General features: G+C 51.5%; 17 protein-coding genes. 11 read left to right on the top strand and 6 right to left on the bottom strand.

The genetic code is table 11. From position 1 onward, the window contains the following. Positions 1-15: 15 nt before the first annotated feature. Positions 16-330 carry a cupin domain-containing protein gene (locus NNL38_RS16745; RefSeq protein WP_255391569.1) on the top strand — a complete coding sequence of 105 codons (315 nt, stop codon included), beginning with the start codon at positions 16-18 and terminating at the stop codon, positions 328-330. An 84-nt stretch (positions 331-414) separates the two neighbouring features. Here NNL38_RS16745 and NNL38_RS16740 read toward each other — a convergent pair whose 3' ends face one another. Beyond that, the gene (locus tag NNL38_RS16740; RefSeq protein WP_369414629.1) at positions 415-1911 is read right to left on the bottom strand and encodes an FAD-dependent oxidoreductase; all 1497 of its coding nucleotides are present in this window, start codon (positions 1909-1911) and stop codon (positions 415-417) included. A 221-nt stretch (positions 1912-2132) separates the two neighbouring features. On the opposite strand from NNL38_RS16740, the gene NNL38_RS16735 reads away from it, so the two are divergent. The 3 genes from NNL38_RS16735 to NNL38_RS16725 all read left to right on the top strand — a co-directional run bounded on the left by NNL38_RS16735 (position 2133) and on the right by NNL38_RS16725 (position 4810). Next, positions 2133-3137, top strand: a complete 1005-nt coding sequence (locus NNL38_RS16735; RefSeq protein WP_255391568.1) for a response regulator — start codon at positions 2133-2135, stop codon at positions 3135-3137. Positions 3138-3140: 3 nt separating this feature from the next. Further along, positions 3141-3584, top strand: coding sequence for a PAS domain-containing protein (locus tag NNL38_RS16730; RefSeq protein ID WP_255391567.1), 444 nt, complete (start codon positions 3141-3143; stop codon positions 3582-3584). 230 nt (positions 3585-3814) lie between these two features. Further along, positions 3815-4810, top strand: a complete 996-nt coding sequence (locus NNL38_RS16725; RefSeq protein WP_255391566.1) for an OmpA family protein — start codon at positions 3815-3817, stop codon at positions 4808-4810. A gap of 73 nt (positions 4811-4883) precedes the next feature. On the opposite strand, the gene NNL38_RS16720 is transcribed toward NNL38_RS16725, so the two are convergent. After that, positions 4884-5681 carry a M48 family metallopeptidase gene (locus NNL38_RS16720; protein WP_255391565.1) on the bottom strand — a complete coding sequence of 266 codons (798 nt, stop codon included), beginning with the start codon at positions 5679-5681 and terminating at the stop codon, positions 4884-4886. Positions 5682-5818: 137 nt separating this feature from the next. On the opposite strand from NNL38_RS16720, the gene NNL38_RS16715 reads away from it, so the two are divergent. The 4 genes from NNL38_RS16715 (at position 5819) to NNL38_RS16700 (ending at position 8301) form a co-directional block, all read left to right on the top strand. Beyond that, positions 5819-6268: a hotdog fold thioesterase gene (locus tag NNL38_RS16715; protein WP_255391564.1), complete on the top strand. Its 450-nt coding sequence runs from the start codon at positions 5819-5821 to the stop codon at positions 6266-6268. Then, positions 6265-6501, top strand: coding sequence for a DUF3389 domain-containing protein (locus NNL38_RS16710; RefSeq protein ID WP_255391563.1), 237 nt, complete (start codon positions 6265-6267; stop codon positions 6499-6501). The genes NNL38_RS16715 and NNL38_RS16710 overlap by 4 nt, the downstream gene beginning before the upstream one ends. Positions 6502-6690: 189 nt before the next feature. Beyond that, a complete protein-coding gene (locus NNL38_RS16705; RefSeq protein WP_255391562.1) occupies positions 6691-7584 on the top strand; it encodes a phosphotransferase in 894 nt (297 codons plus the stop codon). A gap of 96 nt (positions 7585-7680) precedes the next feature. Then, entirely contained in the window at positions 7681-8301 is a 621-nt protein-coding gene (locus tag NNL38_RS16700) for a putative ATP-dependent zinc protease (protein ID WP_304414213.1), read from the top strand. 90 nt (positions 8302-8391) lie between these two features. Here NNL38_RS16700 and NNL38_RS16695 read toward each other — a convergent pair whose 3' ends face one another. Then, positions 8392-9207, bottom strand: a complete 816-nt coding sequence (locus NNL38_RS16695; protein WP_255391561.1) for a DUF2797 domain-containing protein — start codon at positions 9205-9207, stop codon at positions 8392-8394. 323 nt (positions 9208-9530) lie between these two features. On the opposite strand from NNL38_RS16695, the gene NNL38_RS16690 reads away from it, so the two are divergent. Continuing rightward, positions 9531-9980 carry a c-type cytochrome gene (locus NNL38_RS16690; RefSeq protein WP_255391560.1) on the top strand — a complete coding sequence of 150 codons (450 nt, stop codon included), beginning with the start codon at positions 9531-9533 and terminating at the stop codon, positions 9978-9980. Between the two features lie 242 nt (positions 9981-10222). Here NNL38_RS16690 and NNL38_RS16685 read toward each other — a convergent pair whose 3' ends face one another. The 3 genes from NNL38_RS16685 to NNL38_RS16675 form a co-directional block, all read right to left on the bottom strand. Beyond that, positions 10223-10894, bottom strand: coding sequence for a cytochrome b/b6 domain-containing protein (locus NNL38_RS16685; protein WP_255391559.1), 672 nt, complete (start codon positions 10892-10894; stop codon positions 10223-10225). 242 nt (positions 10895-11136) lie between these two features. Further along, complete coding sequence (locus NNL38_RS16680; protein ID WP_255391558.1) at positions 11137-13521, bottom strand: fatty acid cis/trans isomerase; 2385 nt, start codon at positions 13519-13521, stop codon at positions 11137-11139. A gap of 227 nt (positions 13522-13748) precedes the next feature. Then, positions 13749-14201, bottom strand: coding sequence for a DUF3069 domain-containing protein (locus tag NNL38_RS16675; protein ID WP_255391557.1), 453 nt, complete (start codon positions 14199-14201; stop codon positions 13749-13751). Between the two features lie 276 nt (positions 14202-14477). Between NNL38_RS16675 and NNL38_RS16670 the strand changes: the two genes are divergently transcribed. Beyond that, a complete protein-coding gene (locus NNL38_RS16670; protein WP_255391556.1) occupies positions 14478-15425 on the top strand; it encodes a GGDEF domain-containing response regulator in 948 nt (315 codons plus the stop codon). Between the two features lie 174 nt (positions 15426-15599). After that, on the top strand, positions 15600-16265 hold the full coding sequence (locus NNL38_RS16665; RefSeq protein WP_255391555.1) for a YceH family protein: 666 nt from the start codon (positions 15600-15602) through the stop codon (positions 16263-16265). Positions 16266-16286 lie beyond the last annotated feature (21 nt).

Raw genomic sequence — 16286 nt, 5'->3', positions numbered from 1 at the left:
GGAGTGGAAGTCACTATGAACCTTTTGAACCGCATTCCGGCGTCATTACCCGAAGAAGTATTTGAAGATATTATCAAAACCTCTTCGGTGCGGATTGAACGAATTCTCTCGCGTGGTCACACAACGCCGAAAGGGGATTGGTACGATCAGGATGAACATGAATGGGTGTTGGTGGTGAAAGGGGAAGCGAGAATCTTGTTTGAAGCCGATCAACGGGAGGTTCACTTACAGGAAGGGGATTACCTCAATATCCCGGCCCATGAACGTCATCAGGTTTCCTGGACTACACCGGACCAGGAGACGATCTGGCTGGCGGTCTTTTATCAGTAGTTTCTTGAGAGAAAGCAGGGTGGAAGAAACGGCCTCAAGGCAGGCCGTTTATCTGGATTGTGGGATATCTGTCAGTGAAACAGCTCAACTGGCTTGATACAGCCGTGCCATGGCGGTCGGGTATTTTCTCTCCTCGGCAAGTTGTTCGGCTTTCTGAATGACGGCATCAGGGGGTAAGCCAGTCATGATTGGAAGCTGTTGCTCCAGGGATAATTTCAACTTGGCTGGTGCTGGTAACAGCTTTTCTTCAATCAGTTGAGAGAGAACCTGGTTGGCGGCAGATAGGGCAGAGGACGCTTTAACAACTTCTGCCCGGGCATAGCGTTGGCCAGCAAAAGACAGATCCGCTGCACGCAGGGAAGGATCATTACCGGGGATCTGCTGGGCACCGAACAGTGGGTTACCGCCAACGGTTGCACTTTGATATGCCGGTACGAACTGAGCCATATGGGCAATAGCGCGTGAGGTTCGGGTATCAATTTCATCAGCTTGCCAGCCATCCCGAAGCTTGCGGATAAAACGCTGTCTAAGCACGGGCTGCGCACTGCTTTCGGTACTGCGAGCCAGGCCATCTTGAAACAGGGTGATTTCTGGTGTCATGCCGTGGAGCTGGAAGTAGCCGTCTGGATAAGGGGTCAGCTGCGCCATTCCCTGGGGGGTTCCGCGCTGGCCATGAAAAATCACTTCCGGCCACACACCTTCACACTCGGCCCAGTGGGTAATATAGGCGGCCTTGAACTCGACCATGCGATCCCGCGGCAGCTGCGCCATATCATCCAGTTGTCCCGTTCTGAACCCGCAGGCGTTGATCAGATAATCCACTTCCGTCGTGTACGTGCGATGATCCTGGTATAATGGCTTGTATTGCTGGTAAGTCACAGACCAGCGACCGGTACTGCTATCCTGTTGAATATCAATGACCTGCGCTTCTGTTTCTACTTGGCAGTGTGGAATTTTCTCGGCAGCCAGGGTCGCCGTCGCCGCCAAACGGAAGACACTCAGCCCGTATTCCTGAACCAGAACCAGCGGGAATTTGAACGCGTCAAATTCCAGGTTTCTGGCGACGGGGATCATCCAGTCATCAAGCGAAGCCGGGGTTTCCGGCAGAGGCATCCGCGCGAGTTGTTCTAACTCATCCCGGTGATAGAGCTTATAGTAGTGCGCAGGATCACCCAGCACTTCGTTGGCCGGATTCTCAGCCACGATGGTTTGGTAAGCTTGTTGTAGCAGGTTCAGGCGTGGGAGCAAGGCTGCCGGATCCCCCGGGTCTTGCTGAGGCACGGCAATGACTGTCGGACGAATGTTGGCGGCATGGGGAAAGATTCGGAGGGTATCAATTGATTCGTGAAGCAAGGTCAGGCACTGCTGATCGGAGATTTCGCGGTACAGGTTGCCGCCAGCATGGAGGTGGCAAATCGGCGGACCGTTGACCAGACTGGTGCCGGATTCAAATAACTGGACTTCAATTCCCAGCTCTGCCAGGCGAAGGGCAATCGTTGAGCCTGCGATACCACCACCGACAACACCGATTTTGAAAGGCTGCTGCGGATCAGTACTGTGGGAACCGTTAACATGCATCATCTGCTGAAAGTCGCTTTTGTCATACCTTGAGAATGGTTCCCATTTTACTGTGCCTTGATCACGTTTTAAATACTTGACGGTTTAGGTGCCTAAAAATCAACTGGCCTGTGGACATTTACATTGTAAATGTGTGTTTCCTAGCTGCTATCATCACAGCAGAGATATCTCTTTAAAGTATAACTATTACAAACGGGCATTATTTACCTGCCTAAGGATCTTGTATGGCGACCTCAATCTTAATTTGTGATGACTCGGCACTGGCGCGTAAGCAGATGGCCCGGGCATTGCCAGCTTCAATGGAGGCGACAGTAACCTTCGCGGTCAATGGTTTGGAGGCGTTACAGTGTCTCGGGGAACAGCCATTCGACCTCATGTTTCTGGATCTGACGATGCCGGAAATGGATGGTTACCAAACGTTGGAAAACATACAGCAGCGGGGCATTGACGTTCCGGTGGTCGTTGTTTCGGGGGATATTCAACCGCAAGCCCAGGCGAGGGTCCAGGCCCTGGGCGCGAAAGCATTTTTGCAAAAGCCAGTGGATAAAGGCCTGCTGAAAGCGCAACTGCAAGGGTTGATCTCGCCCGAGTCGCCGGGGCTCGATACCGTGATCCAGCGGGTGTCGACTCCGGCTTTGAAACGGCGGGATATTTACCTGGAGGTGGCAAACGTCGCGATCGGTCGCGCCGCCGATGCGCTGGCTCGGCACTTTAATGTATTTGTGAATCTGCCGCTACCGAATGTGAATGTCTTTGAAGTCAGTGAGCTGCAAATGACTCTGCGACACCTGGCCAGCAACAGCACCATGTCGGGGATCTGCCAGGGGTTTAGTGGCGAGGGGATTGCCGGGGAAGCCTTGGTGCTGCTCAGTGATTCCAGTATGAAAGATCTCACCGCCATGATGGATTATCCGGTTGAGCATGAAGGTGACAGTGAGCTAGAGCTGCTGATGGATGTCAGCAATTTGTTGGTCGGCTCTTTTCTCAAAGGCTTGGGGCAGCAAGCGGAAGTGAAGTTTTTCCAGAGCCATCCGGTGTTACTGGGCCAGCATCGCCCGATTGAAGAGATGATCTCATTGGCGGAGGGCAGTTGGCGCAGAACCATGACGTTTGAGGTGAGTTACGGGATTGAAGGGACTCAGATTAAATGCGATATGTTACTGATGTTTGTTGATGAATCACTACCGTTGCTCGATAACAAGTTGTCATACCTGATGGACGAGGACTAAACCATGTATTCACTCCCTGCAGAATTTGAACAGTTCCACTGGATGGTTGACATGGTTCAGCATGTTGATATTGGCCTGGTGGTGCTGGATAAAACGTATACCGTGCATGTCTGGAATGGTTTTATGACCCATCATAGCGGGATTCAACCCCATGAAGCGATTGGTCAAAACCTGTTCAGCCTGTTCCCGGAGATCCCGGCATACTGGTTTAAAAGCAAATCCAAGCCGGTGTTTGAGTTGGGGTGCCGTAGTTTTGTGATCTGGCGTCAGCGGCCTTATTTGTTCAAATGTCGCAATGTCAGGCCGATCACCCAGCAGGCACCCTATATGTATCAGAATGTCACGCTGAACCCGATGACGTCGCCCAAGGGTGAGGTGGAGTATTTGTTCATGGCGGTCGAAGATGCAACGGCGGAGGCGATCGCGGAAGGGAAGCTCTCTGGATAGGTTGCACAAAAAAGTACCAATTTTTCCTCACAGCACCTGACAACAAGATAATGGAAAGGTGCTGTTCCTTTCCTAAGATCTGTCTTAACATTGAGAATCAGCCTTCTGATCAATGTGTTAGAAGGCTTTTTTTGGACATATTTTCCCGTTGTTTGCTTGTCAACCTGTTGTTTCCGTTCTAAACCAATAGAGGTAGTGGTGTAAAAATAACTCAATAGGAATATCCAGATATGACAAAAAAATTCAAAATCCTTCCCCTTGTTCTCTTGGTTTCGGGGGCGGTGAATGCTGCAACAGATCATCCATGGTATGCCGGTGCCCGAGTTGGCGGCACGAATTATGATAATTTCGACAAGGCGCTGGATGGTGCTGAAAGCAACTTTGATCGGGATGATTGGGGCGGTGGTGTATTTATCGGCTTCCAGCAAAACGACTGGTTTAGCGTCGAGGGTGGATATACTTATTTAGGCCAGGCTGATGTTAAAAACGGCAGTGGCGGGGTGGAAGTACAAGGCGTGGATTTTGTCGGTAAATTTACCTGGGCGGCATCTCCGGTGGTGGATCTATACGGTAAGCTCGGTGGTTTCATTTTTGATGTCGATAATAGTGTTCTGGATAAGGATGACAAAGGCGTTGCTGCAACGGCGGGTATCGGGGCTGAATATTACTTCAATGACAGCTTATCGACCCGGTTAGAGTATCAGTATTATCACCAGCTGGGTGATACCGCGCCTGGCGAAACCGACATTCATTTCTATGGTGTGAGTCTGGTTTATCATTGGGGAGCTGCGGCGCCGGTGCCTGTGATTGAACCGGAACCGATGTCGGAACCTGAACCGATGCCAGAGCCAACTCCGACGGTAACCAAAGTACCGGCGATCAGTGTAAATCTACCGTTTGCTTTTGACAGCAAATCGATCTCCCCGGAAGATATTGCCCTGATGAAGCCGATTGCAACGCGTTTGACCGAATATCCGGACTCGAAACTCTATGTCGTTGGTCACACCGATGCCCGAGGCACCGATGCATATAACCTCAAGCTGTCGGAAGAACGCGCGGCGGCTGTTGCCCAGTACCTTAAAGGCCACTTCGGGCTGACCCAAGATCGTATTGTAGTTATGGGCAAAGGGGAAAGTGAGCCGATTGCCCCGAATGATACGGCTGCAGGGCAGGCGAAAAACCGCCGGGTTGAAGTGTACACGCCGGGGTTTGAGTTGAGAAATTAAGCTGCCAGCGGATTGTAAGGCATCTGATGCCAATGGTAAAAAGCGCCTGTATGGCGCTTTTTGTGTGTTGCGGTCAGCTCGCCGGGCGCTCACAGTTCGGGCGGGGGGCGTTGAAACTGGGGAGTTTGTTGATCTCTGCCTTTAGATCCGCAATCCGGGATGCATGAGAAGGGTGTGTCGACAGCAGTTCCGGCGGCTGTCCACGACCTGAAGCCGCCGCCATATTCTGCCACAGACTGATACTTTCATTGGGGTTAAAGCCAGCCTTGGCCATCAGGTGTAGTCCAATGATGTCTGATTCCGACTCCTGTGCTCTGCCGTATGGCATTAACACACCGTACTGGACCCCAAGACCTAGCCCGGCCATCGCGAGATCGTGGTACTCGGTGCCGCTGAATGCCACACTCGACAATTGTAAGCCGACATTGGCCAGTTGGCTCCGCGATAGGCGTTCATTGCTGTGTTGAGCCAGGACATGGCCAATTTCATGGCCTATCACAGTCGCTAATTGATCCTGGTTTTTGGCCACGTTCAACAACCCGGTATAAACGCCAATTTTCCCGCCCGGCAGCGCAAAAGCATTGACTTGCTCACTGTCAAACACCACCACTTCCCATTGCCCTGGCAGGCTGGAGTCCAGCTTGGCAGTGATGCTGTTGGTAACGCATTGGACGTAGCGGTTGGTCGCTGGCTCCTGATTGATAGTCTCTTGTTGTTTAATCTCTTCAAAAGAGCGAGCGCCCAGCTGAGACATATCCTGGCTGGAAAAAAGTAAGACCTGCTGCCGGCCGGTCGGTGAGCTGACGCAGCTAGCCAGGGCGATAGTGGCGGCCAACAGGGTTGCTTTGCGTATCGCGTTTAGTGGATTCATGTTCCGGCTCCTTCCATTCAAGTATAGAAATAGCGACCGATTTACTCATCTGCCAGGGAGGACAGGTAGTGGTTCGCCGGGCTGAGTGGTAACCTGTTGCGGATTCAACGCGTTATTCATTTATTGTAGGTATCAAGATGTCAATTTGGAAAAAGCCGTTCTCTCTGGAAAGCTTAAATCAGACCTCAACCCACACTCTGGTTGAGCATCTGGCGATTGAATACTGTGATTATGATGAAGAAAGCCTCAGTGCTGTGATGCCCGTCGATGCCCGAACCCATCAGCCATTCGGGATGTTACATGGCGGGGCTTCCGTCGTACTGGCAGAAACACTGGGCTCTCTGGCGGCGAACATGTGTGTTGCAGATGGAAAGTACTGTGTTGGGCTGGACATCAACGCAAACCATATCCGGGCTGTGCGCAGTGGGATTGTAAAAGGAACGGCGAAGCCCGTGCATCTGGGGGCAACCACACAGGTATGGCAAATCGAGATCGTGGATGAACGTGGACGGCTTGTATGTACCAGCCGACTGACCATGGCGGTACTGAATCATAAAAAGAGATCGGGAGAGGTCGCAGCACAATGAATTCTACGTTTTCTCAAGGACGAATCATTGCTAATCAACGTGAGCTGGTGATCCGTATTGAAGGGCAGGGCCGGGTGACGTTGCAAGCGATGGTCGATGACATCCGACTGCTTGGTGGTGCGAACGTCGTCACGGCATCAGGGAGTGGTGTGAATTGGTCTGTTTGTTTGGATAATGAAGCGCAATTAGCCGAGTTGGCAGAAGCAACGGGTATTGCAGTGGAATCTTGCTGATTTTTCAAATAGATACAAATTTTTGCGAGTTGTAGCTCATAAATTATAATTTTGTTTCGAACGTCTGGCAGCACTGAATGAAATATAGCAGTCTGTTTGTAACGAATAATTATAACCATATGCTTTTAAAGCATGTTTGTGTGGAAGGGATGCTTGCCCTGAGCGTGAGGGCATCACATGGGAGTGATTATGTTGAGACCACAGCTCAAGCAGGTCGCGCTGTCTGCCTATCAGTGCCTGTTTGGTTGTCAACCTGAACTATGTCATGTTCAGGAGTCTTTTTATGGCTCGGTCGTGTTTCTGGCTTCTCCGAAAGGAAAAGTGGTGGTGAAGTTTTCCAAAGAGGTTGGACGGCTTGCCAAGGAGGTTCGTGCTCTATCGCGTTTAACCGACGTGATGGGGTGCCGGATACCGGCGGTACTTTTTTTTGGTCGGGAATCCGGCCATGATTACTTGGTTTTCGAGTGGTTGGACGGTGTGCCGGCGCATACGTTGCCGGATGATCCGAAACTGGTTGAAGTGTTTCGCGAGCACTACACCGATCTGCTGTTGGAGTTACACGAACATGGTGAACAGCAAGGGTTTGAGCTGGCTGAGAATCAGTATGATCCCTGTTTGATCCGGGCTTTTGAGACCTGGATGTTGCCGGTCTATCGCTATGTTCTCAGTGACGGCTCTCCCTATTCAGCGCGCCTGAAAGCACAATTTTCGCGGATCTGGGCACGGCGCACGGAAGTCCTTGCCCCGATCAATACACAATCCTCCCTCACCCATAATGATTGTCATGTTGGGAATGTCCTGTTCCAGCCGGATACTGGCCGGGTGGCTGTGCTCCTTGACCCGCTGGATTGCGGCTACAAGCACCGGGAGTTTGATGTAAGCCAACTTGATGATGTGCGTCCGGATCTCAAACTGATTGAGCGCTATCATCAAAAAATGAAACCAGCAGATGGTTTCGCGTGTCGGCGTTGGTTTCTCAGCGTATGGCAGGATGCCAAGCACAGCCAAAACATTGGCTGGTACGATGAAGCCTGGCTGCGCCATAAAGTCGAGCTGTTTGAACGCGCTTATGCCAGCGCTTAAACTTGCGAGCGATGGATCTCTCAGCATATGATTGTGTTATGACGATTTTTCAGGGTTGATAGAATGAGGATAATGACGGCTTGTTTTTTGACATTGATGTTAGCCGGATGTGCCCGGCAGGCTGTTGAAACGACAGCTTCTGAGTCTGAAGTGACGCCGCCGCAGACGCCCGCGGAGTCCGTGGTGGTTGAGCCGGTGGTTCTTCCGCCTTCTCAGCCAACGCCCCGTCCACCCGCTGAACCAACAGCCAAACCAGTGCCTCAGCCCGAGAAGCCAGCCCCCAAGCCGGCTCCGAAACCCGCCCCGCCCCCCGTGGTAACGGAGACGCCGGATGGCAAGTTGATCCTGGGAGCCGAAGAGTGGCTCTGGCTGGATGCCACCAAGCAGTACGTCAGAGCCAGGGTGGACGCCGGGATCAAATTGTCCACCATGGGGGCAACGAATATTCAATCGTTTGAGCGGGATGGCCATGACTGGATCAAGTTTAACAACAGTGGGAAGTCCGTTGAGCTGCCGGTTGAGCGCTGGATCAAGCGAAAAAACGGTGAGCAAAAACGGCAGGCGGTGGTGAAAGTGCGAGCGCGGTTGGGCGAGTTGAACGAGCTGACTGAGTTCGCCCTGACGGCTGGCAAGGGGATTGTACTGGGCGTGAATTTTATCCGGGACGTTGCCACTGTGGATGCATCAAGAAAGTTTGTACAGCCGAAATCTAACTAATGGCTTTCTCGTAAGCTGTTGCCTGGCGCAAGTGATGTTTAGCATTCAGGCCGGGGTTGTTCCCGGCCTGAATGGTTTATTGGCGGCGGGTTACGGTGTTTCGACTGTCACCTCATAGCTGGTAAATTTTCGAATGTTGATCACGCCGGTATCAAAAATCAGGTACTGGCCTTTAATTCCGAGCAACGTGCCTTCAACCACCGGGTTTTTATCAAAGTTATGCGAGCTGATTTTGGTTGGATATTGCGTCACTGGGTAGCGGATTTCCACCAGAGCTTCATTGAGGCGCTCGACGGCATCTTCACCGTATAGTGCCAGCAGCTCATTGATTCGAGTCTCGATATGCGGCATCAGACGCTCGGCCTCGGCCTGTAAATCAAGTTCACAGTTATCGCCCTTGAGCATGGCGCGCCAGTTGGTTTTATCGGCAACCAACTCGGCCAGAGCGACTTCAATCAACCCGGACAGCTGGCGGGTTTTGACCTTGAGGATCGGCAGCGCCTGAGTGGCGCCCTGATCAATCCAGCGGGTCGGCAACTGGGTATGGCGGGTGATGCCGACCTTCAGCCCGGAGGTGTTCGACAGGTAGACATAGTGCGGCACCATACAGTGGCTATCGCCCCATTCCGGTTCGCGGCAGCTTCCCTGAGCATAATGGCAGGTTTCCGGTTTCATGATACACATATCACAGCGAGCCAGCTTCTTCATACATGGGAAGCAATGGCCCTGGGAATAGCTCTTCCTGGTTTTACGGCCACAGGCATCGCAGAAGATATTCCCGGTGTAACTTAGCTTGAGCACTTTTCCGATAAGCGGGTTCAGTGGCAGCCGCTCATCACCGACAGGCAGCGTGTATGCGACCTCATCGCCCAGCGTTGATTGCATTTTGCTCAACGTACCTAACATTGCATCCTCTTGAAAATCGGTTTTCCGTTCGGGATCTGCTGTGCAGCCCTCATCTTTTTTATCGTCATCGTGTGCGGCGCCAGTTCTGAATTCGATAGGGGAAATGGCACACTTTTTTAGGGTAACTAATATTTTCGGATCTGGATACCGGCGGTTGTCTGATTGGTCAAGAAGAGACTTCTCGGGAACGAAAACAGTGGAAGTGACATATGCACCTAAGTGAATTATTGTAAATGTTTGTAAGTTTAAGGGCGTGTTTGTTTACTGATGGTGGCGGCTTGGTATGATTCTCGTGCTCATAAAAACAAAGAGATGGAAGAATAATGATGAAGAAAGTCATACTAGGAAGTGTGTTACTCGCAGCGACCAGTGCTTCAGCAATGCCGTTTGAAAAGCCGGAAGATGCCATTCGTTATCGTCAGTCGGCCTTCACCATGATTGCAACGAATTTTGGTGACATGTCTGCGATGGTGAAAGGTCGAAAAGACTGGGATCAGGCGCAGTTCAGCAAGCGGGCGCTGTTCATTTCGCAGTTGACGATGATGCCGGAGGAAGCCTTTCAAATGAAAGGGACGGATAAAGGGGATACCAAGGCCCGTCCAGAGATCTGGTCTGACTGGGATGGCTTTACTGCCAAGCTGAATAAGTTCCAGGGCGATATGGCGAACCTGGCCAAGGTCTCTGCAGAAGGTGATCAGCGGGCAACGATGAAAGCTTTTGGGGTTGCAGCGAAAAACTGTAAGTCTTGCCACAGCGATTACAAGTATCGCTAATATTGCGATGATGGCAGTTGTTGAATCAGGGTAAAGCTGAGCGGCTTTACCCTTTTTAATAATACCAATCTCAGTAAGTAACTGGTCATCCTAGCTTGTTAAAATGCTCGATAATTTCGTTAGAATTTTTGATTGTAGAATAACTACTTATCTAAAAATTCTGCCTTGTTCTCAAACATTTCTCCTGCGCTATTTCTGATCACTTACTTTGATTGGTATAAGGTGTATTTTGTGGCTGTTGCTCAGAGCAAATACGGAATAATGTCTTGCGCGAAGTAGACATAGATCAGTCCGCCAACTGCGGCGAAAATCACCCAGGCCAGTAGGCCGTTGCGAATTTTGGGTGCCAGCGCTTCCGGCAGGGGCTTGGTGCCCAGAATCATCGGTTTGATCAGGTTTTCTTTTTTGAGCTGGTACAGCGCGATGGCCCCCAGGTGAAGTCCGATAGCCGTGAGGATCAGATTGAAGTTCAACGCGTGGATCTGGGTCAGGAAACTGCTGGTATCAGCTGAGACATACAGAGCGAAGGGACCTTCGGACAGAATGTCGTCATTGGCAAATAACCCCGTGGTCAGCTGGATCGTCAGTAGCAGGAAAAACGTGATGACCATGTAACCGCCGGCGGGGTTGTGGCCGACGACAGGCTGGTGCTCGGATTCGCGATGATGCATGGAGCGTAAGTAGTGGAGTACTTTGCCCGGCATGTGAACAAAGTGGCGAAAGCGCGCGGTTTCGCTGCCAATAAATCCCCACAGTAACCGGGTTAGTAACAGGGCCAGGAGCAGGTATGCAATCGCAAAGTGCCAGTCCATCAACCCTTCGGTGCCGGTATACCATAAGCCAACTACAGAAAGTGCCTGTAGCCAGTGGTAACCGCGGACAAAACTGTCCCAGATAGGCGTCGGCGTTGTCATGGTCTCTATTCTCTCAGGTTAAAGTATCCAGTGGCAGTATTTTACAAAAATCAAACGCTTACGTCATGATATTAAGCGTATGTTTTCATATCTTTACAATTTCTTCTCTCCTGCCAATCGTGCCTGAGCTGAAATTGGGCAAGCCTGACGGTATGACATCGCGCGGAACGGTACTTGTGAGAGACAAAGTGGCGAACCGCCAAAGCCTGCCGCAGCAGGCATTGGCTGAGTAGATGGGCAAGTTAGCGGTTCTGGAGCCGGTTGTAATCGAGCAGGCCGGCATCAATCGGATGGTTCTGATGATACAGCGCATTGAGGGTATCGCTGAAAGCCCAGAAATCCGGGTCGGTTCGGCGAATGGCGAAGCGATCGAGCAAAGCACGGTACTCCTGCTCGTTCTGAACGGCATTGGCCTGTGCAACCAGCGCAGGCAATTGCGCTTCCTTAACGTGCCAGAAGGCACCCGGGTAGCTGCCGAGCAGGCCGTAGACCAGGGTGACATCATCTTGCAGATAATCCCGGTTGGACTCTTCATCGAACAGGCTGGAAATATTCTTGTGTGCGCTGTTACGAACCAGTGTGAACAGCTGAGGCGTGGCACCGGATGATGCGGGATCTACCATGATGAAGGTCAGCTCAGGGAACAGGGTTGCCTGAGGGCCTTGTAGTTGTTCGAGGCGATGCAGTGCGCTCATCGCCTGTGGGCTGAGTCGAGCGTTATTGAGCGCATAACGCTGGCTGCTGACGGGGCTCACCCGCTGTTTGAGCAATTGGTAAAGCTCGGCTTTCGGGTCTTTTGTTTTATAACGGATCCCCGATGGCTGGCTAAACTCATTGATATCCCCTTGCAGGAATTTCTCCAGCGGCTGATTGGCATCCTGATACCAGTCAGCCAGCTCCTGGCGACGTACCTCGGCCGGCAGCAAGGACAGGAAATTGGATTCTCCCTCCATGCGCAAGAAATCCATGTACATCCGGGTGATCAACTGGTGACCGAAGTTGCCATACACATCGAACCCGGCGACCAGCAAGTAATGGATCCGCTCCAGTAATGAGTAATCCAGTACCCATGCCGTTTTCGGTGGGGAGCCGACCAGCCCTTTGGTGACCGTCGCGCTGTCAAAATGGCGAAACACTGTCAGCACCGCGTTTTCATTGTGCTCATCGCCATCCCAGATCAGCTCAGGAGTTAAGTGCTCTCCGTGCTTGAATGTGTCATTGAGCAGGGCATTCTTCGCGCGCAGGAAGCGGCCCTGCTGTTTGGAGTAAGCGATCCAGTTGGTCAACGGCAGGGTGTTGCTTTCATCCTCGGCTGGCATGCGGAGGTTTTTAGCCTGGGCATCATAGAATTTGTTTACACTGGGGACATCTGCCATGTCCGGATCGACGAAAAAAACCCAGAAGCGATCGTTGATCACATTCAGCGCCAGTTGCCCGCGGCAGACCGGACCTTTGATAAAGCCACGAATCGTATTCTGGGCATTATCAATCATAAAGCGGTAGCGCGCATTAGCCGGCAATTGACTGAATGAGCGCATTGGGTTGGCAGCCACTTCCGGCTGATAACCGGGCAGAACACTGACGCTATATTCCGGCTCGAAGAACAACTCTTCAAAGCGTGCCATTTTCGCATCGCTCAGCGCGTAAGGCATATGGGTTTTGTCAACAATAGTTTCACGAACCAGAGCAAAACGGTAATAAACCCGTTCGGTTTGCGGATCATCAAAGGGCCGGCGGGTTGCGATAACATCAACCGGCTCCCCCGGGGCTGTTCTGGACCGAACCAGTTTGAAGAAGACCGGTTTATTGTCACCTTGCTCGAAGTAGAGGTGCGAGACAAACAAGTGCTCGTAGAGGTAGCGGCTGACTAATTGTTCTTTGAGAGAGTTGCCGTTCAGGAACCCCTCCCACGAGCGAATTTGTGCCTGGATCTCAGCACTCGGGGGCTCGACGCCGACCATCGGCGCGCCGGCAGCCAGCCATTCCATCAGGGTGTCGTGCTCTTGGGGCGCGATATGAGGCAGGCCGTAAGGCATCCCCCATTGCGGATAATCTTGTTCATACTGTGCCATTTCCTCAATGGTCGGGCATTGCTGATCCCGATCGAGCGAGAAGTCCCAGCGGGTGTCATCCAGCACGGTTTTTTCAGGCAACGGATGTGCCTGTTTGAGCTGGAGCATTCTGGCCATCACGCCGGCCTGGGTGTTGGCTTCCGGCGATTGTGTTCGCTCATTGAGTACCGGCGTAAATCCTTTGTCGCGCCATTGTTCAGTGGTTTGTGCATCGATGAACATTCGCGTGGTATTGGCTGCCAATAGGCGGGTTCCTTCATACACTTTGTCTTTGCTAGCACCGCGGTCGATGCCTTCAGCAGAGGACATCTTCAGTTGGCAAGGGGCATCGTAGCAGGCGTGACAAACCACGCAGCGGTTTTCCAGGATTGGCTTGACTTCGGTGAGGTAGCGCTGGGCCATCGGCGTGGCAGGCGGGACAAAACGTTGCTGCGGCTCGGGTGTCCCGTATAACTGGTCATAATTGAAGCCTGCATAAACTGCACAGCCTGAAAAGACCAGGGTGCCGAGAGTGACGGCGACACGTCTACCGTGCCTGAAAAGTGATAAAGACATGAACAATGTGCTGATAAGTAGATATTAAGCCATTGTAAAGCTTGTCAACAGAGCAGCTCAAGAACTTATTTTAACATTGTTCAATTAGCGTTTGGGCCAATGCCGGCCCGCTGTGCAGCCAGAAAAAACTGGGTCTGGCAGCAAAGGCAGCGCGAATGGGAGAAGAAAGATGAGGATGAGCGGCGTGGGGTGCCAAAAGGGAAGCAAAGCTTCCCTTCTTGAAGCCATTATTTTTCAAAGATGGCCAGGAACTCGCGCTTCATCGGCGGGTTACGACGTGCTTTTTTCAGCTGCTTGCACATGTCTTTGACACAGTTGTGCAGCACTTTATCCAGCATCACGGCTTTATAGTCCGTGAACTCTTCGTCACTCATGTCGTCTGGTTTGCCGGTTTCTTCCATTTCACCCAGGAAGTCAATGCCCGAGTAGCTTTGGCTCAGCGCGATCAGGGCGTGGAACTGCTCGAAATTGTCCAGAACATTTTGAGCACTGGCTGGTAGTTGATCCCAGGCTTCACGTGAAATTGATTCAGAGGCTTTGTACACGTTCACTAGCATGTCCAGTAGCTCTTCAGGCACTTTTTCAAACGCAACAACTTGACGCAGCTCTGGCGAGCAATCGTCAAGTGTCAGTTTGGTTTCATCAATGATCTGTTCTTCTTTGTTTTCAATGTCAGACATAGCTATTTCCTGCATTGTGAATCGTTTTAAAGAGGGGGCATCCTATAGACCTGTTGCTAAAAGTCAACACTGCAAATTCTGAATCGAGGACTTGGATTGACTCAGAAAAATATAGCAATGGGTTGTTCGTATCGTGTTCTGTCATGCGAAAAAAATGCAAACTGGGTCACGTTCAATCAAGTGTATAAGTCGATGGCGGGGGAATCGCTGGGTAATTTGCCGGGCTGTGCTATAAATATAATCAGTATAATCTTTTTATATCAATAGGATGCTTCCATGGATGCAATGCGTATTTTGTTGGTTGATGATGTGCACCTGGAAAGGATGCAGTTGGCAATGCGCCTGCAACGCCTCGGTCATATCGTTGAAGCTGCAGCCTCTGGTTGTGAAGCCATTGAAAAATACCCAGAGTTTGATCCTGATTTGGTGTTATTGGACGTTAGCATGCCGGACATGTCTGGTACTGAGGTAGCGCAACAAATTCGTGAACGCTACCCGGATTGGGTGCCCATTATATTCCTCAGCGGGCACGATGAGCCGGAAATGATCGCGACAGCGATTGATATGGGGGGCGATGACTATTTGGTGAAGCCCGTGAATAAAATGGTGTTGGTGGCGAAGTTAAAGGCAATGCGGCGTATTGCGACGATGCGGCATGAGCTCAAAGAAACGCATCAGCAACTGGAAGTGGTGAATGAGCGGCTGTCTCAACTGGTCAATGAAGATGGCCTGACCAAAGTAGCCAATCGACGCTTTCTGGATCAAAAACTGGCAGAAATGATCTCCTGGCACGGCCGCAATAACCTCTCGATGTCTATCATTATGATCGATGTGGATCACTTCAAAGCATTCAATGATTATTACGGACACCTCGAAGGGGATCGCTGCCTGCAAAGTATTGCCGCGGAGCTGAAAACCACATTCAGCCGCGCCGGTGAGCTGGTGGCGCGTTATGGCGGAGAAGAGTTTGTGGTGCTGATCAGCCATTGTGATAAAACACGGGCCGTCAAAGAGTGCGAACGCCTGAAGCAGAGTGTTCGGCTACTGGAAATCCCTCATACGAAATCAACGACAGCTGAATTGGTGACCGTGAGCCAGGGGATGGTGGCCTGGGTGCCGACCGGGCTGGAAACCCCGGAAAATATGTATCAGATTGTTGATAAAGTACTTTACAAGGCTAAGGCGCAGGGAAGAAACCGCTTTGTCGCGGCAGAGTTTACCTGAGTGAGGCTGGCGCACGGCATTGTGATGGATCGTCTGTTTTATAACCGGTTGATTCATTGAGCACTTGTTGTTCGCGAAAGGCATGCTAATCTCCTTTTTAATCAGTGCTGATCCCACTCTGGGTTGCTTAAGCCGAGACTGGAATCAGTATTGGTATCAGAAGGAAGAAGAACCATGGATATTTGCTTTTCACCCACTGAAGCACGCGTGATCGGTTGTTTGCTGGAGAAGGAAGTCACAACACCGGATCAATATCCGCTTACCCTCAATGGACTTACCACGGCTTGTAACCAAAAGAGCAACCGGGATCCGGTAATGGCGCTGGATGAGGCGACGGTCATGGATACGGTTGAAAGTCTGAAAGTTAAGCGCTTTATTCAGGAAGTCACCGGCTTCGGAAGTCGTGTTGCCAAGTACCAGCACCGATTCTGTAACACTGAGTTCAGCACCCTGCAGTTTTCGCCACAGGAAAAAGCAGCGATTTGTGTGTTGCTGTTGCGTGGGCCGCAAACGGCGGGGGAAATTCGCACCCGGACCAACCGCCTGTGCGAGTTTGCAGACGTAAAAGAAGTCGAAGCTGTTCTGGCCAAGCTCTCTGATCCGGAGCGGGGCGGGTATATTGTCAAACTGCCGCGTGAAGCAGGCAAGCGTGATTCACGGTATATGCATTTGTTCAGCGGCGACGTTGATGTTGAAAGTCTGGCCCAGGTTGAACAGACTGTCGGCGGCAGCGGGTCACCGGCAGATGACCGCGTTGCGCAGCTTGAGCTGGAAGTCGCAGCGATGAAACAGGATATTGCTGAGCTGAAAGCGCAACTGGATTTACTGACCAGCGCCTAGTGTAATCCTCCTGCCCCAGTT

The organism is Photobacterium atrarenae (assembly GCF_024380015.1).
In the GTDB taxonomy this organism is placed as follows: Bacteria; Pseudomonadota; Gammaproteobacteria; order Enterobacterales; family Vibrionaceae; genus Photobacterium; species Photobacterium atrarenae.
The sequence above is the reverse complement of the archived record's forward strand: the minus strand, read 5'-3'. Positions and strand labels throughout refer to the sequence as shown.